This is a genomic window from Glutamicibacter sp. (assembly GCF_050701915.1).
Classification (GTDB): Bacteria; Actinomycetota; Actinomycetes; order Actinomycetales; family Micrococcaceae; genus Glutamicibacter.
In genome coordinates this window covers 1-26,646 of sequence record NZ_JBOGEG010000044.1, presented here as the reverse complement: position 1 = coordinate 26,646, position 26,646 = coordinate 1, and the positions used below count along the sequence as shown (strand labels likewise).

Sequence of the window (26,646 nt, the reverse complement as noted above, 5' to 3'; positions counted from 1 at the left end):
CCGCTGACGCGACTGCCGATGCAACCGCTGACGCGACTGCCGATGCAACCGCTGACGCGACTGCCGACGCGACTGCCGATGCAACCGCTGACGCGACTGCCGACGCGACTGCTGATGCAACCGCTGATGCGACTGCCGACGCGACTGCTGATGCAACCGCTGATGCGACTGCCGATGCGACTGCTGATGCAACCGCTGATGCGACTGCTGATGCAACCGCTGATGCGACTGCCGATGCGACTGCTGATGCGACTGCCGATGCAACCGCTGACGCCGAGGCTGATGCGACTGCTGATGCGACTGCTGATGCAACCGCTGATGCGACTGCTGATGCGACTGCTGATGCGACTGCCGACGCCGAGGCCGATGCAACCGCTGATGCGACTGCCGATGCGACTGCCGACGCCGAGGCCGATGCAACCGCTGATGCGACTGCCGATGCGACTGCCGACGCCGAGGCCGATGCAACCGCTGATGCGACTGCCGATGCGACTGCCGACGCGACTGCCGACGCCGAGGCAGATGCGACCGCTGATGCGACTGCTGATGCGACTGCTGATGCGACTGCTGATGCAACCGCTGACGCCGAGGCTGATGCAACCGCTGATGCAACCGAGGGCGATTCGGCTTCGAACGCTGACGACGCTGCAGCCGAGGGCGATTCGGCTTCGAACGGATCGGACAAGGACTCCAGCTCCGACGGCAAGAACAATGGCAAGAATGACGACAAGCTGGCTGATACCGGCGCATCGGGTGTTCTCCTGGCAGGCGGTGCAGCAGTACTGCTGGCACTAGCTGGTGCGGGCATCATGATCGCTCGTCGCAAGCGCGCATAGTAGCTTGACCTTGTAATAAATACGGCAAGCCGGGCTGACCACATTGGTCGGCCCGGCTTATCGTCTATTCTGTGCATAATATGTTGGGCGTAAATCCCCAACTAAGAAACGAAATTGAAGATTGGATACCCGTAAAATGATGATCCAGTTTACGGGCGAGAATCAGATTCCCGAACGGACAGGAATGGGAAATGACGGTATCTTCTGGCACCGCCAAGAGTAGGAAATATCCGTTATGGCTTCGGCTAGTTGGATTCGTCTGTGTCTTGCTGACTGCATGGCATATTTTCGCGACATTTCTCTGGGTAGCTCCCACAAATGAGATTCGCAAAATAGTTCCAGACAATGCGTTGCGCAACTACATGATGCCTATGTTTGGGCAAAGCTGGTCTGTATTTGCTCCCAAGCCGGTCGATGGCGACTATTCCTTTGAGGTCCGAGCCAGCATCGTGGATGAAGCGGGCGAAGAATACATCACGGAATGGATTGATCCCGTGAAACGCGAAATGGATATGATCCATCACAACTTGTTTCCGCCGAGGGCTTCGCTAGCAGGCGACCGCATGTCGAGCGTTTACCAGAATTCGTGGCGAAAACTAAACGACAATCAGCAAGAATCAGTCGAGCTCAGTTACTTCAAGGGAGATGACTGGACTCAACGAATGACTAACCGACTCAATAGTCAGGCAACGAAGAGTTCAAGCAGCTCGAAAAATAAAACCGCTGATTTCTTAGTCGCAGAAAAGCAGGCAAGCGCCTACGCTACTCAGATTGCCAAGGCCGTTTGGGGCGATGAGGAAATTTCTAGAATACAGTTCAGGGCTGGTCGCCAAGGAGTCGTTCCCTACTCGCAGAGAAATGACGAAAACGCGAAACGACCTAAGCCGGTCACTATCGAATCTGGCTGGCGTGGAATGACAATAATAGACGGCCAAAGCCAAGCGAACTTTGCCAAGGTCTTCAACTCCCTGGAAGCGGTGGATGCAAGCAAATGAATATAGCTTCCAAGGTATTTACCGCGATTGCTCGTATATGGTCCGCTTTTTGGCGTGAGGGGCCACCGCACTTCATCAATGTCTGCAAGAACGTTATCGCGACCGTCGAAGGCTGGCTATATGACCAGAAGCGCGCCCTATATGGCATCGCTGTGGCTCGTATCCTGTTCGGGTCGGCAGCTTTGGGTCTGTTGCTGACTAATTTCAGCACCCGCCTGTACACCTATGGAAGTGGTGCAGCGTGGTCCGGCCAACTTGAAGAACCAATTAACTCATTTGGCAAAACCGGCTTCTTCGATTTCTTCTTCTCGATTGCGAAGAACGATACGGCGGTGACCATCTTCTTCCTAATGATGATGGTATTGGCCGTGACGCTCATAGTTGGCTACCGCGCACGTATTGTTCTTCCTGTTTTCCTGTGGCTATGGATCGGGTTCATTGAAACCCCGTTCTTCGGTAGCGATCAGGGCGATAACGCCATGCGTATTGCCATGTTCCTGATGATGTTTACTGATCACTCGGCTCGATGGTCATTCGATGCACGCCGCCGTGGCCGCAATGCTGGCTACAGCGGGAACGCGTTCGCAATGCTGTGGAACGGTGCCCGTGTACTGCCTAGCTCGTTGACCGCTCTTTGGCACAACCTGGCCATCATTGCCTTGGCCTGCCAGGTGTTCATGATTTACGTTTCGGGTGCGCTATACAAGTCCACCGGTGAACCGTGGCAAGAGGGCACGGCAGTCTATGGACCGCTGCACACGATGCGCTTTGGACCATGGCCCGAGATCAGCGAACTGATAACCACGATGGGGTGGTCTGTTGCCATCGCGAGTATTGGATCGATCCTTCTGCAAGTCAGCTTCCCAGGGGCATTGCTCTTCCGGTGGACACGTATCCCTGTGCTCTTTGCGATGGTGTCGTTCCATATCGGCATTGCCATCTTGATGGGCCTGCCGTGGTTCTCCCTGGCAATGGTTGGCGTAGATGCCATCTTCATCCGTGACGTCACCTGGAGCCGATTAGCGAATTGGTTCAAGAAGACAGTCAATGATTTGCCTGATGAGGCGGCCGCTCCAGAAGCGAAGAAGACTCCCGGCGATGAACCGTATGAAGAATTGCACCAAAAAGTCAGCGTCTAGAACGTAACAAAGCTGAGGGGCTGTTTCCTGAGATGATCAGGAAACAGCCCCTCATTGTAGTTAAAGTATTACTCGCCTACGTAAAACAGGCGCTTGTTCACGAACTCGTCCATGCCCAGCGGGCCCAGCTCACGGCCAAAGCCCGAACGCTTCACGCCGCCAAATGGCATTTCTGCGCCTTCTGCACTGGCTGCATTCACGTTGGTCATGCCGGACTGCAGCTTCTGCGCCACCTTGGAGGCGCGCTCAACATCGGTGGAGTGCACAGAACCGCCCAGGCCGTAGATGGTGTCGTTGGCCAGTTCGGTGGCTTCCTCGTCGCTGGATACCTTGTAGACCACTGCTACCGGGCCGAAGAGCTCCTCGTAGTAGGCACGCATGTCCTTGGTGATTCCCGTGAGCACCGCAGGGGAGTAGTAGGCCGAAGGGCCGTCGTGCAGCACGCCGCCGGCGTGCAGGGTAGCGCCCTTGGAGACGGCATCCTGGACCTGCTCGTGGAGGGACTCTGCCGACTTGCGAGAGGACAGCGGGGCGAAGGTGCCTTCGGATTCCGCCATCGGGTCGCCGGGCTGCAGGCCTTCGGCACGCTTGGTTAGTTCGGAAACGAACTCGTCGTAGATGTCTTCCATGACGATCATGCGCTTGTTCGAGTTGCAAGCCTGGCCGGTGTTGTCGATGCGGTAGCCCCAAGCGGTATCCACGATGCCGGATACGTCATCGGAGTCCAAGACAACGAAGGGATCCGAGCCGCCCAGCTCCAGCACGGCCTTCTTCAGGTTTCGGCCGGCCTGCTCGCCGATAATGGCGCCAGCGCGCTCCGAACCGGTCAGCGAGACACCCTGGATCCGGGCATCGGCGATGATGGTTGAGATCTGCTCGTGGGTGGCGAAGAGGTTGTTGTAGACACCTGCAGGGACGCCGGCTTCATCCATGATTTCCTGGATGGCCAGGGCCGAACGCGGGCAGGACTCGGCATGCTTCAAGATGATGGTGTTGCCCAGCATCAGGTTAGGTGCCGCGAAGCGCGCAACCTGGTACAGCGGGAAATTCCAAGGCATGATGCCCAGCAGCGGGCCAACCGGGCGCTTCTGCACGACGGCCTTGCCGCCGGAGAAGGACTTGATCTCCTGGTCCGCGGCCAAGGCCGGACCCTCGGTGGCGAAGTACTCGAAGATCTCCTGGCAGAATTCAGCCTCGCCCACGGCCTCGGACAATGGCTTGCCCATTTCGGTGGTCATGATCTTGCCGAGTTCTGCTGCGCGCTCGGCGAAGAGCGCGCCTACCTTGGAGACGATCTTGGCGCGTTCGTTGATGTCAACGTCCTGCCATGATTCGTAGGCGCTCTGCGCGGCAGCCAGCGACTGTTCGACTTGATCATCGGTTGCCGCGTCGAATTCCTCGACGACTTCACCGGTAGCCGGGTTCAAGACCTTGTAGGTTGGGGCGCTCATCAATGCTCCTGTCATATGCACAAAAGTGGTCAGCGTAAGCCGTGTGGATCTAACGCTAGCGGACTTCACGCAATAAATGAATGTAATTCACTTCATATTTCGTCTACTCCGAGCTTATCCGCAGAAACAACTTTCAGCCACCAAGGAACAGGAGGTTTTTTGCTTGAGGAAAAGTTGCAGACAGAAGCGAATGGAAAAGCCGTGGTTTCCAAGACTTGTCTTGGAAACCACGGCTCACGAACACAGCTATTACCTGTGTGTTCAGTGGGTTGCTATCCGATAGCGGAAGAACGCCACCAGTCGATTCCGGCATCGCCCTGGGCGATCTTGGCAATCTGGGCCAATTCATCCTCGGTGAACTCGAGGTTGTCAAGCGCACCCAGGTTCTCGTCGAGCTGCTTGGTGGACGAGGCGCCAATCAATACCGAGGTTGCCGCGCCTTCGCGCAGCAACCAGGCCAGGGCCATCTGCGCCAGCGACTGCCCGCGCTTCTGCGCAACCTCGTTCAGGCTGCGGACCTTGGCCAGGTTCTCATCGGTCAGCTGGGCTTCGAGCGAACGGCGTCCGCCTTGGCGAACCACATCAGTGGTTTCCAGGTACTTGTCGGTTAGCAGGCCCTGGGCCAGCGGGGTGAAGGCAATGGTGCCCATGCGTTCCTTCTCCAAGGTCTGCAGCAGGCCGTGCTCTACCCATGGGTTCAGGATGTTGTACGAAGGCTGGTGGATTACCAGCGGGGTCCCCAGGTCCTTGGCGATAGCGGCAGCCTCAGCGGTGCGTTCTGCCGAGTACGAGGAGATGCCCACGTAGGTGGCCTTGCCCTGGCGAACCAGGGTATCCAAAGCGCCGATGGTTTCTTCCAGGGGCGTCTTCGGATCGAAACGGTGCGAATAGAAGATGTCCACGTAGTCCAGATTCATCTTCTTCAGCGAGGCTTCGCAGGAGGCCAGCAGGTACTTGCGCGAGCCGAAGGTGCCGTGCGGGCCTGGCCACATGTCGTAGCCGGCCTTGGAGGAGATGACCAGCTCGTTGCGGTAGGGCTTGAAGTCCTTTTCCATCATGCGGCCGAAGTTCTCTTCGGCTGAACCTGCCGGAGGGCCGTAGTTGTTGGCCAGGTCGAAGTGGTTGATGCCGTTATCGAAAGCGTGGCGCAGGATCTCGCGCTGGGAGTCGAACGGGCGGTTGTCGCCGAAGTTCCACCACAGTCCCAAGGACAGTGGGGGCAGGCGTAGGCCGGAGTCGCCTACGCGGCGGTAGCCGAAGTGCTCATAGCGGTCTGCGGCAGCAGTGTAGGGACGGTGCAGTTCCGGGATGGACGGGAGGCGTTCGTATTCCACGAGGCACCTTTCTGCCAGGCCAAGTGCTGGCGAGCGGAAATCGATTTGAAGGCAGTTTCCACAATAGGCCAGAGCCTGAACTAAATAAATAGCGCAAAGGTGAATCCGCTGTGTGCGTAATGGTTTCGTGGATCGGGTTAAATGAAGAACCGACCCGCCAGGCCAAGGAGGTAACGCCTGTGCGGATCGGTTCATCTAGATCACTCGCACCTTGAGAAGGTATTAACCACACTAGGAGCTGAAACTTGAAAGCAGCTGAATGCAACGTGTGCGGTCTCTAGGGAAAATGCTGCGGCTAATAATTCGAGGGCGGATCCGATGCCGGGAATGATTCGTCTTCCCATTCTTCGACGAGAGCCTCGTCGTGCTCGTCATGGCGCTTCTTTTCCTCTGCGGCCAACCGCAGCTTTTCTTCATCAACGCCACCGGGCTGCCCAGCAGCTGATTGTTCAGACATGCTCTTCCTCCCAACTTCCGTGGGCCACCCCCTGCGGGTGGCTAGACCCTGTGTCTTCAGTGTTCACCTATTAGCCGCGGATGTCGAGGGCGGCAGCAAACTCTGATTTCGCCTTCACTGGCAATACAGGATTTAATCGAAGGCATGCCGATGATCAATAATCCCGCAGATGGTTCTGAAATCTTCTTTGACGATGACGGGGCTGCCGGGGAACCGATTCTGTTCCTCCATGGCTCCGCCCTGTCCCGGTCCATCTGGCGAGGGCTCGGCTACACCAAGGCGCTGGGCGAGGGACACCGCACCATCCGCATGGACCTGCGGGGGCATGGCAAATCAGCCAAATCCCACGATGTGGCCGACTACACCATGGACAAGGTGGTCAGCGATATCCACGCGGTGATGGATCACCTGGGCATCGAACGTATTCATGTTGTCGGCTACTCTTTTGGCGCACGCACCGGGCTGCACATGGCCATGCACCACCCGCAGCAGGTGATCTCGCTGATCATGCTCGGCGGCACCTACGAAATTACCCCCGGCGAAATCGGGAAGCTCTTCTTCCCTGGCTACCTCGATGTCCTTCGCGATGGTGATATCGAAGGATTCGTCACCGGGCAGGAAAAGAACGGACGCCTGGATCCAGCAACCCGCATGGCCTTCAAATCCAATGACCCGCTGGCGCTGGCCGCCTACTACGAGGCTGCCGAGACCTTGCAGAACATCAACCTGTCCGATCTGGCCAAGATCAGAATCCCGACCTTGCTGCTGATCGGCACCCGGGACCAGCCGCGCTTCGACCAGAACAAGATCATGGTCCGTACCTTGCCTGATGCCCGCATGGTGGCATTGCCGGGCCGAACCCACGGCAGCACCCTGTTCCCGATTGAGCCCGTGGTGAACGCAATCGAGTCCTTCTGGGCTGGACGCCAAGCATGAGTTTCGCCCCCTTCGACCTGCATAGGATCTCTTCCGGGCTGGCCTTCGGTCCCAGCAGGGAAGAACTCTTTGCATCCTTGGCGGCTAATCCGGCCCAGCCGCTGGTCATCCAGGCGCCACCGGGATCCGGCAAGACGACGATAGTTCCACCCGCAGTCGCCAACGCGCTGGACCAGGCAGGACTGGGTGGCAAGATCATCGTGACCCAGCCGCGCCGAGTCGCTGCCCGAGCGGCGGCCCGTCGCCTCTCCCAGCTTGATGGATCAGCTTTGGGGGAGCGCGTCGGCTTCGCCGTGCGTGGGGAACGAAAAGCTTCGGCGCAGACCCGGGTGGAATTCGTGACCGCAGGCCTGATGCTGCGCAGGTTGCTGGCGGATCCGGATCTTGCCGGTGTGAGCGCGGTGATCATTGATGAAGTCCACGAGCGGTCGATCGAAACGGACCTGCTGCTGGCCATGGCCAACCAGGTCAGCGAATTGCGCGATGACCTGTCGCTGATCTTGATGAGTGCCACCTTGCACGCCCGAGAACTCTCCTCGCTGCTGACCCGCGGCCAGCCAGCTCCGGTGCTCAGTGCCCAAACCGCGCAATTTGGCGTGCAAGAAGCTTTCGATAGTTTCGCCGGAACCCGGAATACCGAACGCGGGCTGAACGAAGACTACCTGCGCCACGTTGCCGCCGTTGCGGTACAGCACTCCGCGGCGGCCAACGCAGCAAGCGGCACCCCGGTGGACACCTTGGTATTTGTCCCTGGCGTACGAGAAGTCGAACGCGTCTGCTCGCAGGTTTCTGCCGCCGGGGTGCAAGCGTTGGCCCTGCACTCGCAAATCTCTTCCAAGGAACAAGACCGGATCCTCAGCGAGCCAGAGACCGGCAGCGCTCCGCGGATCATCGTCTCCACATCCATTGCCGAATCGTCGGTGACCGTGCCGCGGGTGCATCTGGTCATCGACGCCGGCTACGCCCGCGAGCCGCGCCGAGACAGCTCACGTGGGTTCTCGGGGTTGATGACAGTAGTTGCCAGCCGTTCCGCAGCCACCCAGCGGGCGGGCCGAGCAGGACGTCTGGGGCCGGGCAAGGTGGTGCGGACCTTGGACCCCAAATCCTTTGCCGCCGCCCCGGCGCACTCCACGCCGGAAATCCGCACCGGTGATCTGGTGGCCGCAGGCTTGTCGCTCGCGGCGTGGGGAACCCCGCGTGGCGACGGGCTGGCCATGTGGGAAGCACCGCCAGCTAGCACCATGGCCAGCGACGAGCAGGTCTTGCGCAGCCTGGACGCGGTTGATGAAACCGGGCAGATCACCTCCTTGGGCGAGCAGATGATGAAGATCCCAGCAGACCCGCGTGCCGCCCGCGCGTTGCTGGAAGGAAGCCAGATCTTCGGACCCCGGGCCGCCTCGGATGCTGTTGCATTGCTGGCCAGCTCGGAACGCATTGCCAGTGCAGACCTGAATGAATTGCTTGCCGCGGTTCGCCGCAGTTCGCATCCGGCGAACCATGCCTGGAAGCATGAAGCGCAGCGCCTGGAAAAGCTCCTGGGTACTACCGCAAACCGCACCGGGCGTCGGCCTGCACCGGCAACTGCGGCCCTGGCAGGTGTGTGCGCCTTGGCATACCCGCAATGGATTGCGCGCAAGGTCGGCCCGGACGAATACCTGTTGGCTTCGGGCACCAGGGCAACCTTGCCACGGGGCAGCCAGCTGATGCATGAAGAATTTCTTGCGGTCGCCGAGGTGTCCCGAACTGGATCCAAGGCCGTGATCCGACGGGCCATTGGCATTGATCTTGAGACTGCCGTAGACCTGTTGCCGCAGATGCATCAGAAGCGCGAAATGGCTGAATTGGTTGACGGAAGGATCACCGCTCGCCAGATCGAGAGCTTCGGCGAGATCGAGCTGGCCGCCCATCCGATCAAGGCCACCGAAAAGCTGGGCATGCAGGCTGTCAACAGCGCGATAGCCACGCAGGGGATAGCCTTCTTCGGAACACACGAGAAGTTTGATGCATTGCGTCGGCGAATGGCCGTGGCCCATCGGTTGCTCGGGGAACCCTTTGCCGCAGTTGATGACCAAGCCCTGATTGCATCGGCGGAAAACTGGCTGCAGCCGGTCTTGCGGCAGATAGCCACCGGCAAGAACGCGGCCAAGGTTGACCTGTATTCGGCATTGCGGACCTTGCTGCCGTGGGAGCATGCCCATGATTTCGATTCCCTGGTGCCCGAACGGCTCCAGGTGCCTTCGGGATCAAGGATTTCCGTGGCCTACCCTGAAGTCGGTGAAACGGGTCCAGCGGTCGTAGCGGTGAAACTGCAAGAATGCTTTGGGCTGGATAAGTCGCCCCGTCTGGTCAAGGGCAAGCTTCCGGTGCAGTTCCACTTGCTTTCACCAGGTGGCAGGCCGCTGGCGGTGACCGATGATTTGGTGAGCTTCTTCAATGGGCCCTACGCCCAGGTGCGTTCTGAAATGCGCGGGCGCTACCCGAAGCATCCCTGGCCGGAGAATCCGTGGGATCACGTGGCAACGGCCAAGACCAAGAACCGTTTGGGCCGGCCGTAGAGAAAAGCACGCCGGGACCGATGCTCAGAAGAACGAGCTGGGTCCCGGCGTGCTTTCCTGCGACTAGGTTCTAGGCGAAGGCGGAGAAGCCGGTGATATCGCGGCCCATGATCAGCGCCTGCACGGTTTCGGTGCCTTCATAGGTGTGGATTGCTTCCACATCGGCGAAGTGGCGGGCCACGCGGTTGCTGGTCAGGATGCCGTTGCCGCCGAGCAGGTCGCGGGCGTTCGCTGCGATGGTGCGTGCGGTGCGAGTTGCGGTGTACTTGGCCAGCGAAGCCTGCGGGCCGGTCAGCTCACCGGAGGTTTCGCGCTTGGTCGCCTGCATGACCAGAACCTGGATGGTCGCCAGCTCGGACTGCATGCGGGCCAGGCGCTCCTGGACGATCTGGCTGGCGGCAAGCGGACGGCCGAACTGCACGCGCTGCTTGGCGTAGCTCACGGCCGACTCGTAGCAAGCGGTCGCGTGGCCCACCGCAGACCAGGCGACGCCCAGCCGGGTGGCGAACAGGACGCGGGAAGTGTCCTTGAAGCTCTTGGCGTCGGGCATCACGTCGTGGTCCGGAACGAAGACGTTCTCCATGCGGATATGCGCCTGCCAAATGGCGCGCAGGGAGAGCTTGTTCTCGATAGTGGTGGCCTTGTAGCCTTCGGCTTCCTGGTGCACGATGAAGCCGCGAACCTTGCCTTCGTCGTCGCGGGCCCAAACGATGCTCACGCCGCCTACCGAACCGTTGCCGATCCATTTCTTTTCACCGCTCAGGCGGTAGCCGCCCTCAACCTTGGTTGCACGGGTTTCCAGCGAAACCGAGTCGGAACCATGGGTTGGCTCAGTCAGTGCGAAAGCGCCTGGAAGTTCACCACGCAGCATGGGTACGGCGTACTTCTGGATCTGCTCCGCGTTGCCGCAGTACAGCACGGAGCGAAGAGCCAGACCGCCCTGGACGCCAACAATGGTGGAGACCGAACCGTCGCCCCGGGCCATTTCCATGTTGACCAAGCCGGCAGCCAGCGGGCTCATTTCTTCGTAGCCCTCGAAGTTCAGTCCATCGCGCAGAAGGTCTGCATCGCCAAGCTTCTTGACCAGATGCAGCGGGTAGTCGGCCTTGTCCCAGTACTCGTGGATGTCGTTCTTGACCTCGTCGAGGATGAATTTGCGGGCCTTGGCGCGCCAAGCGTTGTCCGCTTCGCCTACCTCGGCAAAGATTCCGGTCGGATCGATATTGACGTCGCCTGACCACAGGTCATATTCGGGTTCAACAACGCCGGCGGGAAATTCAAAATCGGTCTCCAGCTGGGACATTTCAGATGCTCCTAATAGCTACGGTGAAAAAGCTTCACTCCTAGACTAGTGGAACGCAGTGCCATGTCAAGAAACTAGGTTTCAAATGTGGGGTGAAATCGATTATTTCCCGTGCTCTTTGAGCGCACGGGAGACAGCCTGGAGAATCGCCTGCTCGTCGGCGCCGGAATCCAAGACCGAAACCACCACGCTGGGTGCCGCGGGCTTGGGGGCGGCCGCGGCCTGCTCAGGGTCGAGCAGGTCTGCGAAGCGGTTCAGGAACTGGCGCACGTCGTCGGCCAGCTTCGTACGGTCCGTGCTTTGCGCGTCTTTGAGCCAGCTGCGCAAATGATCGTTGTGGATCGCGACCAAGCCGGCGCTAACGCCCAGGCACAGCGATTTCTCCGTGGCGCTCTTCGCCAAATCGCGACGATTCAAGAATCCGTAAAACGCCCGTTCATATCGGTGCGTGGAAACCAGCTCGCGCTCGCGCAGCGACGGCACCGAGGAGAGCAGCTTGTGGCGCAGCTGGGCGCCTTCGGGATTTACCGTGTACTGGTCGAAAACCACATGGGCAGCATCGATGAGCGTCGTGATTGCGTCCACCGACGAGGCGGCCAGGGTGGTCTCGACGTGCGTAATGATCATTTCCTGGTCGGCAAAGACCATATTTTCTTTCGAACCGAAACGGCGGAAGAAGGTGGAACGGGAAATACCAGCGGCAACTGCCAGCTCGTCGACGCTGGTGGCATCGAAGCCCTGGGTAATGAGCAGATCAAGGGCTGCTGGGGGTACTGCGGAAGAAGCGATCATGATTCACGAATTTAGCACGATTCAAGCTGGGAGATTCTTGGGTTCAGCTATGCGCGCCGCGCAAATGATTGTGAACTACTGCGCCCATGACTACGCTGAACATCAGGGCGTTCTATGCAGGAACGCCAATCCTGGACGAAATGAAAGAGAAGTGAGGGCCCATGGGAATCTCGATTGCAAACGCCGCGCTACGTTTGGTCAGTGGTGCGTTGATTCTCAACAGCGGCATCAACAAGTTGCGCATCGATGAAGCCAGCGCGGCAGGCCTGCAGCAGATGGCGGCCAACGGCGTGCCTCAGCTGGCCGAGCTGGAACCAGCAGTTTTCGGCAAGGCCGTATCCATCGGCGAGATCTCGCTGGGTAGCGCTTTGCTGCTGCCGCTGATCCCATCGCGCCTGGCCGGTCTGGGCCTGGGCGCGTTCTCCGGTGTGCTGCTGGCTTCCTACCTGCGCACCCCGGGCATGACCGAGTCGGACGGCATCCGTCCAACCGCGGATGGCACCGCCTTGGCCAAGGATGTATGGCTGGCAGGTATCGCTGTGGCATTGATCTTTGGCCGCAAGGGGGCCAAGAAGATCAAGAAAGCAAAGTAAACGCAGCAATTCTCTTGAGTAAAACGCTCAGCAAGCCGTAAATTGATTTTGAAGACTGCGGTTTTCAGCGGCCATATTTGAACAACAAGCTAAGAGGAGAACCAATGGGTTTCTTAGATGATGCAAAGAAGAAGCTGGGCGAGGCAGTCGAAAACGCGAAGGACTTCGCCGGTGACGCTACCGAGAACATCAAGAGCTTCGCAGCGGACGCCCAAGAAAAAATCGGCGAGAAGGTCGATGAATTCAAGAACGGCGATGGCGAAGAAGAACCCGAAGACAAGGTCTAACGACCACAGCACAAGCGCCTGATCAACGGACTTTGAACTAGTCCAGGATCAGGCGCTTGCATTGTTAATCGCTAGTTTCTGGCTGCTAGCGCGGTACCTTCTTGCCATCGCTGAGGAACGCCACAACGAGCACCGCGGCTACGCCGATGAAGCCAGGCAGCATCAATGCCTGGCCCAGGCCAACAGACGTGGCTTCCATGAGCGCCGCAGGATCCTTGGAATCTGCCTGCGCGATCTGCGCCGAAATCCGGGAATCCATCATCACTGCGATCAGCGCGGATCCAAGCACCGAACCGATTTGCCGGGTGGTGTTGTAAATGCCTGAACCGGCACCCGCATCACGGGCGGTCAGGTCCTTGGTGGCTGCCAGCGACAGGGACGGCCAGATCATGGCTGAACCGACACCCTGAACCGCAGAAGGAATCAGCAGCGCCCACAGCGGGATATCGGCGTGCATCATGAAGGCGTAGACCACCGTGGCACCGCCAAACAGGAGGAACCCGGGCACGGCCAAGATCCGTGGGCTGAGCTGATTGACCTTCTTTCCCAGCTGCGGAGCGATGAAGATCGCCACGAAAGCCATCGGAGAAATCATCAACGCGGATTCGGTTGGCGTCAGCCCGCGAACATTCTGCAAGAAGAACACCATAGGCAATGCGATGGTTGCGATGGTCAGGCCCATGAAGGTGATTGCCACATTGGCCAACGAGAAATTGCGGACCTTGAATAGACGCAGCGGAACCAGCGGTTCAGACTTGGTCTTGGCCTGCCACCAGATGAAGGCTCCCAGTAGCACAGCGCCGATGATGATCAGATGCCACGAATTCAGCGGGCCAATGAACGGTTCCCAGTTGGTGGCATCGCCTTCCTGGATGCCGAAGACCAAGCAGAACATGGCGAAAGCCGAAAGGATGACGCCAAACCAGTCGAAGGAATGCGCATGGGACTCAAGGGCCGGAACGAATTTGAAGACCATGATCAAGCTGATAACCGCGATGGGCAGGTTGATGAAGAAGATCCATTCCCAGCCGATGGAGTCAACCAGCAAGCCGCCGGCAATCGGACCGATCAGCGAGGCAATGCCCGCCACGGCGCCCCATAGGCCCATGGCTGCACCGCGGTGCTGATACGGGAACAGCCGGGTAATGAGCGTCATGGCCTGAGGGGAAATCATCGAAGCGCCAAGGCCTTGGACGGCGCGCGCCGCCACCAGCGAGCCGAGGGAGTCGGACAAGCCGCACCACAGCGAGGCCAGCGAGAAGACGACCATGCCGATGAGGTAGATATTGCGCGGACCGAAGCGGTCACCGAGCCGCCCGGTTACCAGCAGCGGCACAGCGAAGGTGAGCAGGTAAGCGCTGTTGACCCACAGGATGCTGGAGATATCGGCATCCAGCGACTTCATGATGGCAGGCATTGCGGTGGACACGATCGTGGTGTCCAGCAGGATCATGAAGAAGCCGATGACCAGTGCCCAGAGGGCACGCCACGCGGCTTTCTTGTCGAAGTGTGTTTCGGGATTCGCAGATTCAGGCACTGCTCAAGGCTAGTCCCTATCGGCCCTTTGCGAAACGGATAGCGAAACTATGCATAGGAAATCAGTCGAAACTCACATCACCCGAGATGCGGGTGGCGACATCGCCACTGACCCAGACGCCCTTTTCGGTAGCTTCAATATGCAAGATCGCTTCACGGCCAAGACGCGTGCCCTGGCGTACGGTATAGCGCTGGGGTGCATAACCGGTCTGCGTCAACCAGATGCCGAAGGCAGCATTCAGCGAACCTGTGGCGGGGTCTTCCGGAACAGCCTCACCGGGAATGAAGGCACGGACCTCATAGTCGGCTGGAGGCTGGAGCACTACATTGCGGAAGCGCTCCTCGGAACGCTCAAAATCTGAGAAGTCCAACGGACGCAGTTCTTCGCGGGTACCGGAAACTCGTGGCATGACCGATCCGCGTGGTTGCCACACGCTCTGGGAGACGCTGGCGGCGGTGTAGGGGCCGATGACGCCTACTTCCAACCCCTGAAGCGCCTCATAGTCGGGTTCGATGCCCAGCACGATATCGGCGTCTCGCAGCACCAGGCCTGCAGGATGCGGACCGTTGACCAGCCACTGGTGGTCCACCACGTCATCTTCCCGAATGCCCAGTCCGGCAATCGCCCATTGCAGGACATCCGGTTCCAAAGGGCCCGATCGGGTCAGCGGGGGAGCGAGGAAGGCCAAGCGGCGCGAGTGGCGCTCGCTGCTTTCGCGTTCCACACGCACCGGAATCAATCCGGCACCGCATTGCTGGATCAGATGGCCTGCGGGACCAGCCTCGCCACCTGACTCCAGCCAGGCATGAGCCGCGCCCAGCGTCGGATGGCCAGCAAAGGGAAGCTCGGTGCTCGGGGTGAAAATGCGAATGGCATAGTCCGCTTCCGCATCGGTGGGTTCGACGAAGAATACGGTTTCCGCAAGATTCATCCACTGCGCAAAGTGCTGCATCTGGTCATCGCTCAGGCTGTCAGCATTGAACACGACTCCCAGGCCATTGCCGTTGAAAGCAGTGGGTGCAAAGACGTCAACCTGCTGATAAGAGAATGTGCGCGACATACTTAGCATGGTGGCACATTAATCAGCAGGTTGACCCGGTGTTACGCGTTACGTCACGCAAAAAGTTGCGAACGCATCATGGAAATGAACCTGATTTACCAATGGTGCGCAACATCGATGACCAAGCGTGAACCGTCGCCAGGCCCAGAGAGGGTGAACACGCGCATGGGAAGCCGCGCTCTGGTGGAGAGCCCTACTTTGGTTTGGCCTTCGAAGCTGCCCAGCCACACCAGTTGGCGGAACGTCGTGTAGCCCAGATTTTTCACCTCAGCGCCAGGGTTGAAGCCCGGGGCTGCTGGAGCCTGCACCAAGATTTCGAGGTTGGCACCGCCACTGGTGTCCACCTCCAGGCCGGAACCGATTCCGGTCAGTTCACTGACATACCTGGCTGAATGGCTGGCAGCGGGACCTGCGAGATCAATGACCAGCCGGTCAAAGCAAAGATGGCGTCCGGTACGAAGATTTTCCACCGTGGATTGCGTGGACAAGGAGCTGGTCTTGGCCAAGGATCCCCAATAAACCGTTGGGCAGGAAGTAGACGCGTGGGCGGCCGGAGCCGGTGCTGCAGCGGAAGCGGGGGTCACCACGAGCAAAGCTGCCGCCACCGTGCCTAGAACAATTCCAATTTTTCCGTGGCGCATATGGATCACCGTCTCTCTTGGTTTGCGCCCTCCGGCAGCGTGTACTGCCAGTGAATCAACTAAAGGCCTGGAGCTGGAGAAGCACAAGGGCAAAAAAGAATTGGAACCACTCTGAGACGGTTCTGCAATGGAGCTGGAGAACTGCACGGCCATAGGACCGGATGCAGGTTCCACACAGCATTTATTTAGTGCCATATGACATGCTTTAAACATGTCACCTACCCCCGTTGAACCCATCGACGAAACCGTCGAGGAAGTCATAACAGCTTCAAGCTTCCTCCCCGAATCGTTGCAATTTTGGGTTGTCCTGCTCATCGGTGCGCTCGTAGCCGCAATCTTGGCGTTCGTTTTCAGTGGCGTTGCCCGCCGTGTGCTGCGTCGGATCGGCGTGGACGAAGCCGATGTAAAAGCCACCAGATTCCCGTTCTTTGGCATGGTCACTTCGATCATTGCCAAGTCGGCATTCGCGGTCTTCTATCGCGAGCGCTCCTGGTACAACCCATGGCAGTTCGTCATCCTGATCCTTCTGGTCTTCTTCCTCACCTGGTTCATCATCAAACTGGTGCGCGTGATTGAAGCCGGCATGATGGGGCGCTTTGAGGCGAGATTTGGACCGGGACGCAGGCTTGCCAAGGTCCAGACGCAAGTCGGGCTGATGCGGCGAGTGCTGGTTGCGGTGCTGTGCATCATTGCTGTCGCCGCGGTGCTGCTGACAATTGAGCAGGTCAGAGCGCTGGGCGCGGGCCTGTTGGCCTCTGCGGGTCTGGCTTCGGTGGTCGTTGGCCTGGCTGTGCAGTCAACCTTGGCGAACGTATTTGCGGGCTTGCAAGTCGCCTTTACCGACTCCATCCGTGTGGATGACACGGTGGTAGTCGAGGGGGAACGCGGCACGGTAGAGGAGATCACCCTCTCCTACGTCGTAGTGCACCTGATCGATGGGCGCCGGATGATCCTGCCATCGACCTACTTCACCACGACGCCGTTTGAGAACTGGTCTCGGCGCAGCACGGAGATCTCCGGCAATGTGGCACTGCAGCTGAAGCTCAATGCACCGATTTCCTACCTGCGCCAGCGCAGCAGCGAACTGCTTGAAGCCTCCGACTGGTGGGATGGCCGGGACAACGAGCTACTCGTGACCGACGCGCAAAACGGCTTGCAAACAGTGACCATTTATTTATCAGCGCGCAACGCCGGGGACCTGTGGAACCTGCGCAATATGCTTCGGGAGAAGCTGCTGGCTGAGCTGGTGGAAAACTACCCTGATTGCCTGCCAGATCCCCGGATGATTCCAAGCAACCCGGTCTGAGGGCAAAACGAAAGCCACTGATTCCAGTACTTTGAACTGGGATCAGTGGCTATTGCCGTATCTGGGAGCTTAGAGCCGCAATGCGGCCGGTCCGTAGTCGTTGTAGCGCTCCTGGCGGGCCGTCGCTTCACGCAATGCGGAAATCAGCGACTCGGCCTTGCCAATGAGATCCTGGATCAAATCATCGTCGCGTTCCACCCAAAGGTATTCGGGAACCGCACGCACAGGCACGAAATTATCGTGCTCTTCCCAAACGAACAACGTGCGTTCGGCCCCGATCACATGCTGCTGCCAGAGCACCTGGCGCAGGTAGTTCTTGGGGATTTTCTTGAACGGCTTATTGGTGGTCTTGATTTCAGCCAAAACCGGAACGCCCGATGCATCAAAACCCAAGCCATCGGGAGTCGCCAGATGCAGTTTTGAATGCTGCGAGTGGAAGAGCTGGGAGGAGGGGAAAATATTGAAATTCTCCTGGACCCAGGCGGCAATGACCGGTTCGCGCTTGCGCCCATGATCGGTGTAGGGATTGCCGGAGAAGCCATTGCCGTAGAGCTTGTCCCAAGCGGCGTTCTTGATGGACTTCTCGGTGGACAACTTGGCCACGTCCGTTGCGGTGATGCCTTGGGCCCGTGCGCGAAGCCACTCAATGCGGTTGGAAGAGTCAGCTAAAACACGTTCGAAGCATTCATGTTGGACGCCGGGCACAGTAATCACTTGATCCATTCTTCCCCATGAATGGGCAAGAACCGTGCACCTTGGACTTCCAGCCGGCGTGAGACTAGTCGCTGGCTTCTGCGATAGCGGTCAATAGCTGATTGATAGTCGGTGTCTGGCTGGCACGGAATTTCTCCGTCCCGTCCTGCAATAGTCGAATGACCGGGGTGCTGGTGATTCCCATATCCTCGCCACGGTCCACCTGCTCCACGACATTGATCTCTTCGACTTCTAACGCGGGCAGCAATTCTTGCACGCGGGCGACAGCCAGCCGCGTGCGGACGCACGGCGCGCAGAACGGCTGCGTATACAGTTCCAGCTTCATCTGTTGCTTACTGCTCCTGCTGTAGTTGTGAACAAACTGCCGGTTACTCCTACCGGGGGATGAGCCCGGCCGGACGCTACTTGGAACCGTGCGCTGATGTGCGCGGGTGCCAATTCTTGAAAACATTGGGTCATGCTTGAAAATTCCCTTGGCCATCCTCCCGTACTCGCCGCTCACGGACTCTACCGCAGCTTCGGTTCCACCACTGCCCTGAACGGCGTCGATCTGCAGATTTCACTGGGCCAGTCCCTTGCCATCATGGGCCCTTCGGGTTCCGGAAAATCCACACTGCTCCACGCATTGGCCGGTATTGAGCTTCCCGACGCTGGCAGCATCATGCTGAATTTCCCGGGCCGTGCACCGGTGGATATCCAAGGGCTAAAGGACAAGGCCCGCACCAAGCTGCGCCGTGAATCCTTCGGCTTCGTCTTCCAATCCGGGCTGCTGATTCCAGAGCTCACGGCCGAAGAGAACGTGGCCATGGCCCTGATGATCAACGGGGTGCCACGCAACGCCGCCATTTCCAGCGCCGGGGCGGCCTTGGCAGAACTGGGCTTGGCAGGAATGGAGCAACGCCGAATCGGCCAGCTCTCCGGCGGGCAGCAGCAACGAGTAGCCATTGCCCGCGCACAGGTCACCGGGGCGATGGTGGTCTTTGCCGATGAACCCACCGGCGCCCTGGATTCCACCACGGGCTTCGAAGTGCTGGACACCTTGCTGCAGTGCACCGTCGGTGCCGGAAAATCCCTGGTGATGGTGACCCATGATCCCAACGTTGCCGCGCGCTGCGACCGTGTGGTGCAGCTGCAGGACGGTCAGCTGATCAGCGACAGCCTGCATCCATCGAGCACCGTGGATGGCGGTGCCCAGAAGTGAATATCCTGCACCTGTCATGGATGCTTGGCCGGCCGGCGAAATCCCGGCTGGCACCACAAATCCTGACCGCCAGCGCCTACGCCATGGTCAGCGCGATCCTGCTGATCGTGCTGGGAGGCGCCTACTCCTTTACCAGTTTCGAGCCCGAAGCCCAGGGCATGTACCTGCCATTGGCAGCATTCGCCGTGGTGCTGCTGGTGGTCCCGTTGCTGGTGCTGGGCTCGGCCGCTGCCCGGCTCTCCGCGCGGTCCAACGACCGTGCCCTGTCTTCCTTGCGTTTGCTCGGCGCAACCGGTGCGCAGATCAGCCTCGTTGCCGTGCTGCAAGCCGCCGGCACGGCACTGGCCGGGGCGCTCGCCGGAATCGTGCTTTATTTTCTGGCTGCCCCGTTGGCTTCCTTGATTCCGTTCCAAGGCGCGCCGATCGGTTCGGCCATCTATTTGCCGCTGTGGGTGCTGGCGATAGCAGTAGTCGCTGTCGTGCTCCTCTCGGCGGGCAGTGCCGCTGCCGGCCTGCGCAAATTGGTGATCACCCCGTTGGCGGTTGCAACCCGCAGCACGGTGCCTACCCCAAGCTGGCTGCGCGCGGTGATCACCGTTGGCGGCATCCTGGTGCTGTACATGGTGTTCTCCAACATGGGCCAGTTCGTGCAATCCATCGCCGCGGTAATCGCGGTGGTGGTGGGCGGTTTCGGCTTTGGCTTGCTGGTCCTGAACCTGGTCGGTCCGTATCTGGTGGCCAAGGTCGGCAAGGGAAAGCTGCGCAAGGCCAAAACTCCGCAAGAGCTGCTGGCAGCCCGCATGATCCTGGAAAGCCCTGCCGAATCCTGGCGCCAGGTATCCGGGGTGGCCATGGCTTCCTTCGTCGCGGTGGTGGGCGGCAGCGGTGCTGCCTTGATGGAGTTGACTGGAAACGAGCTCGACAAGGGTTCCTGGCTGGAGCATGTGCCCGCGGATGTCACCACCGGCGTGCTGGTGACCTTGGCGATCAGCTTCATCTGCGTGGCTGCTTCGGCGGCGATCTCCCAAAGCGCCAGCACCTTGGATCGTGCTGAGCTGTATCGCGGGCTGAACCGGTTGGGCATGCCCTACGCGACGATGAACGCCGCGCGCACCAAGTCGATCATGATCCCGGCGCTGACTGCCTCGATCGGTTTCGCCATTGCGTCCACGGTGCTCGTGCTGCCACTGGCCGGGGCCGCCATCCTGCTCAAGCCGCTGACGGTCGTCACGGTAATGGTCGCCGTATTACTTGGTTTGCTGCTGGTGCGGGGAGCAATTTTGGTGGCTGATCCGCAGAAGCTGCTAGCAACTAGAGAATAAAATCTCTGGTCAGCACACCGAAAGAGAGGCCCGATTTGGATAGGGTCACTTCTGAGTCGGTGATTAGGGACGTTTCGTGTTGCGTAATGCTCATAAAAACGCGTATCGTGGCATACGGCCCGGATAGGCTTGCCTAACCTAGCTAACCGTTACGTTTACAGAACCTCGCATAGTCTGGAATCACCGACCCATGAAAAATTCACGTCGCGCCGGAATTTTCGCCGCTTCAACTGCCATCCTCGCCCTGGGCCTGACCGCCTGCGGCGCGTCGAGCAACTCCGCGGATCCATCGGCTGACACTTCAGCCAAGGCTGCAGAAGACTTCACTCCGGTCACCATCGAAAACATCTATGGTGAAACCAAGATCGAAGAAGTCCCAGAACGCATTGCGACCATCTCGTGGGTCAACGCTGACACCCTGCTGGCTCTGGATACCGTGCCGGTAGGCATGGACACCGACACCTACGGCATGAACGAGAACAACTCCACCGCATGGAAGGACGCCGCTCTGGAAGAACAGGGCGCTTCCATCGGCTCCGAGAAGGCTCCGGTGCAGTACAAGGTCGGAGACGATATCGACTACACCGGCATCGCCGCCAGCAAGCCAGATGTCATCTTCGCTCCGTACTCGGGCCTGAAGAAGGAACAGTACGAGAAGCTGCAGGAAATCGCTCCGGTCGTTGGCCCAATCGAGCCCAACTACCTGACCAGCTGGGAACAGGCCGCCGAGGCTGCCGGCCAGATGCTGGGCAAGGAAGAAGAAGCTGACGCCCTGATCGAAGAGATCGAAGGCAAGCTGGCCAAGGTGGGCGAAGAGAACCCAGTGCTGAAGGACACCACCTTCATCGCAGCTGACCTGTCCGCGCCGGACACCGCCTACATCTACTCCGAAGGCGACACCCGCCCACGCTTCCTGAGCGCACTGGGCATGACCCAGGCCGAGTACGTGCAGAAGAACGCCGCCAAGGACACCTTCTTCTTCACCGTCTCCCCTGAAAAGGTCAACGAGTGGGATTCGGACATCGTCTTCGCCTCGGCCGTTGCGGGCAACACCATGGAAGAGATCACCAAGGGCCAGCCGCTGTACGGCCAGATCCCTGCCGCGAAGAACGATGCCGTGGCACTGCCAGGCACCGATGAAGCAACCCTGGCGATCTCCGCGGCTTCCCCGCTGTCCATCGAATGGGCACTGGAGAACGTGGTTCCAGGCATCGTGAAGGCTGCCGAAAACGCAGCGGCCGCGAAGTAGCTTCGGCTAGGGATTCACTGACAGATAGTGCAATTGGGCTTCCAGGGAATGGGTAGCTGCGCCCACCAAGCGCGCATCGAGGTCGGGGTAGACATGCTCCAGCAATTCAGCTGGCTGCGTGTGGGCCCCGGCCTTGCCGAGTTTCTGCAAAGCCGCACGCACCTGGTCCAGGCGCGCATGGCGATGCTTGATGTACAGCTGCAGCAGCGGATGCGAGGAATCATGCTGCTCGCCGTGCGCCGGATGCAAAGCCATATCGGGCAGCGCGAGCAACCGCTGCAGCGAATCCAGGTAATCGGCCAATGTGCCGTCCGGGTGTTCCAGGATGGTGGTGCCCCGGCCCAGCACCGTATCTCCGGTGAACAGGTGGGCGCTTTCGCCCTGGCGGATGAAGCACACCGAGTCCGAGGTGTGGCCAGGGGTGGAAACCACCTGGATGCTGGCCCCGGCGGCTTGGATCTCTTCGCCATCGGCGAGGACCGGAGCATCCCGGCAGTACTGCTCCAGCACGGCCCGCACCGGTGCGCCGGACATCCGGTAGAGCGCATCAATGCCTCCCGTGTGGTCGGCATGCCGATGGGTAATGAGCACCAGCTGGATGTCGAAGGCTGCCAAGGCCTGCAGATGCTCTTCGAGCTCAGGGCCCGGATCAATCAGGACCGCCGGTGTTCCAGGAGCAAGTTCGTCCAAGGCAGGGTCGAACAGAAGATAGGAATTAGTCCCGTCCAAAGTCATTTCAGAAGGGTTCTGCGCGCAAAGCAGGCCGATACCTGGGGCGATAATAGTGGGCAAGGGAAGAAGAGCCATAGCAATGAGTGTAGGAACCAATGACCGCGACTGAAAGTATTACGCGCCAAACACCGGGGGCCAAGTCGCCAAAGGCCACCCGGAAGCTCAGCGCCATGCTGCTCCTGATCCTGCTGCTCGGGCTGGCGCTGTTCGCATCGCTGCTGCTGGGCGCGCGAAACGTCCCACTGGGCACCGTGATCGATGCCATCTGGAATTTTGACCCGTCCAACGGCGACCAGGGCGTGGTCGCATCCCGCTTTGCCCGCACCGTCGGAGCCATCGTGGTTGGCGCTGCCCTGGGTTTGGCTGGCGCCGGATTGCAGGGCCTGACCCGCAACCCGCTGGCCGATACCGGCATCCTCGGCTTGAACGCAGGATCCTCCATGGCCGTGGTGCTGGCTATCGCCTTCCTCGGTGTCAGCTCCCTGGCCGGAATCATGGTGGCCGCCTTCCTCGGCGCTGCCGGGGTGATGGCCTTGGTTTATCTCGTGGCCAACGTGGGCCGTGAAGGTGCCACCCCCATTAAGCTTGCGCTGGGCGGTGCCGCCATGGCTGTGGGCGTTGGCGCGATAACCAACGCGATCCTGATGATTTCCGATGCCACCATGGATCGATTCCGCATGTGGCAGATCGGCACGTTGTCCAGCAGCGGCATTGACACCTTCCTTGGAGCCATTCCCGTGGTGGTTGCCGGTGCACTGATTGTGCTGTCCACCGCCAAGGTTTCCAATGCCGTGTCCATGGGAGATGACACCGCTATCGCCCTGGGCTTCAACCTGAACCGCGCCCGGCTGATCGGCTCCATCGGGGTGGTCATTCTCGCCGGCACCGCCACCGCAGTGGCCGGGCCCATCGCCTTCGTCGGCCTGATGATCCCGCATGCGGTCCGCTTGCTGGTCGGTTCCGACTACCGCTGGCTGATGCCAGCGAGCGTGATCGCCGGGCCGATCCTGCTCTTGCTGGCTGATACGGTGGGACGAATCATCGCCCCGCCAAGCGAAATCCAGGTAGGCGTCATGTGCGCCATGCTGGGTGGACCGATCTTCATCATCATGATGCGCAGCGGCATGAAGTCGGTGAGCCTGTGAGCACGAGCGAAATGACAGCAGCCAAAATGACCCAGCCACGCAGCACCAAAGCAACGGGCGGACCAGCCAAGGCGCCGGCCGCGAAAGCTGGACCGGCGCTGGCCACCCGCCGCAGCTCCCGGGTGCGCCATACCGCCTTGTGGATGGGCCTGGCCCTGGTGCTCACCGTAGCGGCCTACCTCTTCTGGGGGCGGGACCGCCTCCCAGCAGCCGAAGTTTTCCAGGTGCTGGCCGGTGAAAAGGTGCCGGGCACCAGCTTCATCATCATGTCCGACCGTCTGCCACGCATCGCCGTGGGCGCACTGGCCGGTGCCGGCTTGGGCATTTCCGGCGCCATGTTCCAACGTTGGCTGGGCAACCCGCTGGCCAGCCCCGACGTGATCGGCGTGGGCTACGGCGCATCGGCGGCCGCGGTTTTCGCCATGATCACCCTCGGCTATACCGACTGGAAACTCAACGCCTTCGCGCTGGCCGGAGGGCTGCTGGTCGCTGCGCTGATCTACTGGCTCTCGGCCGCGGGCAAGCGGACCGGTTCCCGGTTGATCCTGGCCGGGCTGGCCATCGGCGCGATGCTCCAGGCCCTGATCCAGTACCTGCTAACCCAGGCGCAGGTGAATACCGCCAGCGATGTGATGCACTGGCTGACCGGTTCATTGGCTTCGAGCAACTGGGAGAACGCGCTGCTGCTTCTGGTGGCCCTCGGTGCCATTGGCATCCTGTTGCTGCCCCTGGTGCTAGGCCAGCTGAAGATGCTGGAGCTGGGTGAAGACACCGCAGCGGCCCTGGGGCTGCACGTGGGCTGGGCCCGGGCTATCTTGGTCTTTGTCGCCGTGGCCATGGGCGCCCTGCCGATTGCGGTCACCGGGCCGATGGCGTTCGTTGCCTTCCTGGCCGGACCGATTACTGCCGCGCTGACCCGCGGCCCGATTAACATCTTGCTTTCCGGCCTGACCGGGGCAACGCTGGTGACCGTCGCCAATTTCTTTGCCGCGAACCTGTTCGCGGATCTTTCGCTGCCGGTGGGCGTTATCACCGGCGCATTCGGTGCACCCTTCCTGATTTGGATCCTGGTGCGCGCAAACTCAACTGGAAGCGGGGCATAACCCATGGCCACTTTGCAGGCTAGCGATCTGACCCTGGCCTATGACAAGGTCACCATCGTCGACGAGCTGTCGCTGGATATCCCTACCGGGCAGGTGAGCATCGTCGTCGGAGCCAACGGCTGCGGCAAGTCCACCCTGCTGCGCGCACTGTCGCGGTTGCTCAAGCCGGCCGGGGGCCAAGTGCTCCTGGACGGCGCGGACATCCACTCCAAGCCGGCCAAGGAAGTCGCCAAGACCCTGGGCTTGCTGCCGCAATCGCCAACCGCTCCGGACGGCATCACCGCCCGCGAGCTGATTAGCCGTGGCCGCTACCCGCATCAGGGCCTGTTCAAGCGCTTCTCTGCCGAGGACGAGGCGGCGGTCAACCGCGCCATGGAGCTGACCGGCACCACCGAGCTGGCCGACCGCTCGGTGGATGAGCTTTCCGGCGGACAGCGCCAGCGCGTCTGGATCGCCATGGCCCTGGCCCAGGAGACCGATCTGCTGCTGCTCGACGAGCCGACCACCTTCTTGGACGTGGCGCACCAGCTCGAAGTCCTGGATGTGGTCAGCGAGCTGAACCGCAGCCGGGGGATCACCGTAGTGATCGTGCTGCACGATTTGAACCTGGCTGCCCGCTACGCCGACTACCTGGTGGCGCTGCGCCACGGCAAGATCTACGCTGCCGGCCACCCCAATGATGTGGTCACCGAAAAGACCGTCAAGGATGTCTTCGGCATGCCAAGCCGGGTGATCCCCGATCCGGTGGGCGGCACCCCGCTGGTGCTGCCCATTGGCCGCCACCGTGTGCTGCGCACCGAACAGGTCCTGGCGTCCAAGGGCATTTTCCGTACCGAAGCGTCGGCGAAGAAAACCGCGGTGAAGCAGGCGGCAAATGTGAAGCAAGCTGTGGAGGCGGCCAGCCAGCTTGATCCGCACTCCGAACGCCCGGCCCATGAGCATGTGCCGACGCTGGCCTTCGACACCACTGTGGTCAATAGCCAGCAGCTCGCGCCATCCTTCCGCCGGGTGACCGTCAGCGGCGAGGACCTGGAGCATTTCGGCACCAACAGCCACCCGCTGGATATGCGCATCAAGCTCTTGCTGCCACCGGCCGGCGGAACTGCGCTGACCGAGGAGATCGCCTCGATGCGCCCGGAGGCGATGACCAGCCCTGCCGAGCAGCAGGGATGGTACAAGCGCTGGTTGTCGATTGATCCGGACACCCGCGGCTACATGCGCACCTATACCGTGCGAGCCTTCCGCGAAGCCGGGCACCGGGACAACATCGGGGCCACAGCGGAGCTGGACATCGACTTCGTGATGCACGGGCACATGGTTGACGGCCAGCTCCAGGGCGGGCCGGCTACGGAGTTCGGTGACCGGGCCAAGGTGGGCGACCAGCTATTGCTGCTGGGCCCGAACAAGACCCTGAACGACTCCAGCTACGGCGGCATCGAGTTCCGTCGTGGCGAGGCAACCCGCGTGGTGCTGGCCGGCGACGAAACCGCGGCCCCGGCGATCTGCGCCATCCTCGAGGCCTTGCCCTCGAACGTCACCGGCCATGCGCTGATTGAAGTCCCGGAGACCACCGATATCCTCGGTGCCTCCACCCGTTCGGGCGTCTCGGTGCAGTGGCTGACCCGTGGCAGCCATGAGCATGGTGAATTGCTGCAGTCGGCGTTGCGCCAGGTAGTCGCGATTCCAGCCGCCGGCGTAGTGCATACCAACGCCGAGCCGGAAGACATCGATGTCGATGCGGACATCCTGTGGGAGACGGGCCAGGAAAACTCGGCACCGTTCTACGCCTGGATTGCCGGTGAAGCCGGCACGGTCAAGGAAATGCGCCGCTACCTGGTGCGCGACGCCGGCGTGGACCGCAAGCAGGTAGCCTTCATGGGCTACTGGCGCCGCGGGAAGACCGAGAACTAGCCAGCAGCAGCAACCAACGCCCGAGGCCCCGGCACGCAGTGCCGGGG

General features: G+C 60.4%; 25 protein-coding genes. 14 read left to right on the top strand and 11 right to left on the bottom strand.

All coding sequences use genetic code 11. From position 1 onward, the window contains the following. The 3 genes from ACRDT3_RS17280 to ACRDT3_RS17270 all read left to right on the top strand — a co-directional run. Positions 1-836 (top strand): hypothetical protein (locus ACRDT3_RS17280; protein ID WP_431494168.1); only part of this gene is annotated, 836 nt, incomplete at its 5' end. 191 nt (positions 837-1,027) lie between these two features. Continuing rightward, the gene (locus ACRDT3_RS17275) at positions 1,028-1,831 is read left to right on the top strand and encodes a DUF5819 family protein (RefSeq protein ID WP_431494167.1); all 804 of its coding nucleotides are present in this window, start codon (positions 1,028-1,030) and stop codon (positions 1,829-1,831) included. Continuing rightward, on the top strand, positions 1,828-2,970 hold the full coding sequence (locus tag ACRDT3_RS17270) for an HTTM domain-containing protein (RefSeq protein ID WP_431494166.1): 1,143 nt from the start codon (positions 1,828-1,830) through the stop codon (positions 2,968-2,970). The genes ACRDT3_RS17275 and ACRDT3_RS17270 overlap by 4 nt, the downstream gene beginning before the upstream one ends. Positions 2,971-3,038: 68 nt before the next feature. Here the strand turns inward: ACRDT3_RS17270 and ACRDT3_RS17265 are convergent, their stop codons facing one another. From ACRDT3_RS17265 to ACRDT3_RS17255, 3 genes are all read right to left on the bottom strand, one after another. Continuing rightward, entirely contained in the window at positions 3,039-4,421 is a 1,383-nt protein-coding gene (locus ACRDT3_RS17265) for an NAD-dependent succinate-semialdehyde dehydrogenase (protein ID WP_431494165.1), read from the bottom strand. A 272-nt stretch (positions 4,422-4,693) separates the two neighbouring features. Next, a complete protein-coding gene (mgrA, locus tag ACRDT3_RS17260) occupies positions 4,694-5,755 on the bottom strand; it encodes an L-glyceraldehyde 3-phosphate reductase (protein WP_431494164.1) in 1,062 nt (353 codons plus the stop codon). A 295-nt stretch (positions 5,756-6,050) separates the two neighbouring features. Beyond that, complete coding sequence (locus ACRDT3_RS17255; RefSeq protein WP_431494163.1) at positions 6,051-6,212, bottom strand: hypothetical protein; 162 nt, start codon at positions 6,210-6,212, stop codon at positions 6,051-6,053. A 150-nt stretch (positions 6,213-6,362) separates the two neighbouring features. Here ACRDT3_RS17255 and ACRDT3_RS17250 point away from each other — a divergent pair, with 150 nt between their 5' ends. Both ACRDT3_RS17250 and hrpB read left to right on the top strand, forming a co-directional pair. Next, positions 6,363-7,148, top strand: a complete 786-nt coding sequence (locus ACRDT3_RS17250; RefSeq protein WP_431494162.1) for an alpha/beta fold hydrolase — start codon at positions 6,363-6,365, stop codon at positions 7,146-7,148. Continuing rightward, the gene (gene hrpB / locus ACRDT3_RS17245) at positions 7,145-9,703 is read left to right on the top strand and encodes an ATP-dependent helicase HrpB (protein ID WP_431494161.1); all 2,559 of its coding nucleotides are present in this window, start codon (positions 7,145-7,147) and stop codon (positions 9,701-9,703) included. The genes ACRDT3_RS17250 and hrpB overlap by 4 nt, the downstream gene beginning before the upstream one ends. A gap of 70 nt (positions 9,704-9,773) precedes the next feature. Here the strand turns inward: hrpB and ACRDT3_RS17240 are convergent, their stop codons facing one another. Together ACRDT3_RS17240 and ACRDT3_RS17235 are read right to left on the bottom strand one after the other, a co-directional pair. Continuing rightward, positions 9,774-11,006: an acyl-CoA dehydrogenase family protein gene (locus ACRDT3_RS17240; protein ID WP_431494160.1), complete on the bottom strand. Its 1,233-nt coding sequence runs from the start codon at positions 11,004-11,006 to the stop codon at positions 9,774-9,776. 102 nt (positions 11,007-11,108) lie between these two features. Continuing rightward, entirely contained in the window at positions 11,109-11,798 is a 690-nt protein-coding gene (locus ACRDT3_RS17235; protein WP_431494159.1) for a TetR/AcrR family transcriptional regulator, read from the bottom strand. A 161-nt stretch (positions 11,799-11,959) separates the two neighbouring features. Here ACRDT3_RS17235 and ACRDT3_RS17230 point away from each other — a divergent pair, with 161 nt between their 5' ends. Together ACRDT3_RS17230 and ACRDT3_RS17225 are read left to right on the top strand one after the other, a co-directional pair. Beyond that, on the top strand, positions 11,960-12,391 hold the full coding sequence (locus ACRDT3_RS17230) for a hypothetical protein (protein WP_431494158.1): 432 nt from the start codon (positions 11,960-11,962) through the stop codon (positions 12,389-12,391). A gap of 104 nt (positions 12,392-12,495) precedes the next feature. Then, positions 12,496-12,678, top strand: a complete 183-nt coding sequence (locus ACRDT3_RS17225) for a hypothetical protein (protein ID WP_431494157.1) — start codon at positions 12,496-12,498, stop codon at positions 12,676-12,678. 85 nt (positions 12,679-12,763) lie between these two features. Here ACRDT3_RS17225 and ACRDT3_RS17220 read toward each other — a convergent pair whose 3' ends face one another. From ACRDT3_RS17220 to ACRDT3_RS17210, 3 genes are all read right to left on the bottom strand, one after another. Continuing rightward, positions 12,764-14,215, bottom strand: coding sequence for a DHA2 family efflux MFS transporter permease subunit (locus ACRDT3_RS17220; protein WP_431494156.1), 1,452 nt, complete (start codon positions 14,213-14,215; stop codon positions 12,764-12,766). Positions 14,216-14,276: 61 nt separating this feature from the next. Then, positions 14,277-15,275 (bottom strand): PhzF family phenazine biosynthesis protein, encoded by a 999-nt coding sequence (locus ACRDT3_RS17215; protein ID WP_431494155.1) that lies wholly within the window; start codon positions 15,273-15,275, stop codon positions 14,277-14,279. A 95-nt stretch (positions 15,276-15,370) separates the two neighbouring features. Further along, positions 15,371-15,916: an AMIN-like domain-containing (lipo)protein gene (locus ACRDT3_RS17210; protein WP_431494154.1), complete on the bottom strand. Its 546-nt coding sequence runs from the start codon at positions 15,914-15,916 to the stop codon at positions 15,371-15,373. Positions 15,917-16,127: 211 nt separating this feature from the next. On the opposite strand from ACRDT3_RS17210, the gene ACRDT3_RS17205 reads away from it, so the two are divergent. Then, on the top strand, positions 16,128-17,222 hold the full coding sequence (locus tag ACRDT3_RS17205; RefSeq protein WP_431494153.1) for a mechanosensitive ion channel family protein: 1,095 nt from the start codon (positions 16,128-16,130) through the stop codon (positions 17,220-17,222). 69 nt (positions 17,223-17,291) lie between these two features. Here ACRDT3_RS17205 and ACRDT3_RS17200 read toward each other — a convergent pair whose 3' ends face one another. Both ACRDT3_RS17200 and ACRDT3_RS17195 read right to left on the bottom strand, forming a co-directional pair. Then, the gene (locus ACRDT3_RS17200; protein ID WP_431494152.1) at positions 17,292-17,945 is read right to left on the bottom strand and encodes a YqaJ viral recombinase family protein; all 654 of its coding nucleotides are present in this window, start codon (positions 17,943-17,945) and stop codon (positions 17,292-17,294) included. 55 nt (positions 17,946-18,000) lie between these two features. Beyond that, entirely contained in the window at positions 18,001-18,261 is a 261-nt protein-coding gene (locus tag ACRDT3_RS17195; RefSeq protein WP_431494151.1) for a thioredoxin family protein, read from the bottom strand. A gap of 132 nt (positions 18,262-18,393) precedes the next feature. On the opposite strand from ACRDT3_RS17195, the gene ACRDT3_RS17190 reads away from it, so the two are divergent. The 3 genes from ACRDT3_RS17190 to ACRDT3_RS17180 all read left to right on the top strand — a co-directional run bounded on the left by ACRDT3_RS17190 (position 18,394) and on the right by ACRDT3_RS17180 (position 21,708). Next, positions 18,394-19,137, top strand: a complete 744-nt coding sequence (locus ACRDT3_RS17190) for an ABC transporter ATP-binding protein (protein ID WP_431494150.1) — start codon at positions 18,394-18,396, stop codon at positions 19,135-19,137. Next, positions 19,134-20,459, top strand: coding sequence for a permease (locus ACRDT3_RS17185; protein WP_431494149.1), 1,326 nt, complete (start codon positions 19,134-19,136; stop codon positions 20,457-20,459). Before ACRDT3_RS17190 ends, ACRDT3_RS17185 begins: the two co-directional genes overlap by 4 nt. Before the next feature lie 190 nt (positions 20,460-20,649). Then, positions 20,650-21,708, top strand: coding sequence for an ABC transporter substrate-binding protein (locus ACRDT3_RS17180; protein WP_431494148.1), 1,059 nt, complete (start codon positions 20,650-20,652; stop codon positions 21,706-21,708). A 6-nt stretch (positions 21,709-21,714) separates the two neighbouring features. Here the strand turns inward: ACRDT3_RS17180 and ACRDT3_RS17175 are convergent, their stop codons facing one another. Continuing rightward, positions 21,715-22,500, bottom strand: a complete 786-nt coding sequence (locus ACRDT3_RS17175; RefSeq protein WP_431494147.1) for an MBL fold metallo-hydrolase — start codon at positions 22,498-22,500, stop codon at positions 21,715-21,717. 35 nt (positions 22,501-22,535) lie between these two features. Between ACRDT3_RS17175 and ACRDT3_RS17170 the strand changes: the two genes are divergently transcribed. From ACRDT3_RS17170 to ACRDT3_RS17160, 3 genes are read left to right on the top strand one after another with little or no spacing between them, the layout of a single operon-like run. Further along, a complete protein-coding gene (locus ACRDT3_RS17170) occupies positions 22,536-23,585 on the top strand; it encodes a FecCD family ABC transporter permease (RefSeq protein ID WP_431494146.1) in 1,050 nt (349 codons plus the stop codon). Between the two features lie 26 nt (positions 23,586-23,611). Further along, positions 23,612-24,688 (top strand): FecCD family ABC transporter permease, encoded by a 1,077-nt coding sequence (locus ACRDT3_RS17165; protein ID WP_431494145.1) that lies wholly within the window; start codon positions 23,612-23,614, stop codon positions 24,686-24,688. A gap of 3 nt (positions 24,689-24,691) precedes the next feature. Further along, entirely contained in the window at positions 24,692-26,599 is a 1,908-nt protein-coding gene (locus ACRDT3_RS17160; RefSeq protein ID WP_431494144.1) for an SIP domain-containing protein, read from the top strand. Positions 26,600-26,646: the final 47 nt, after the last annotated feature.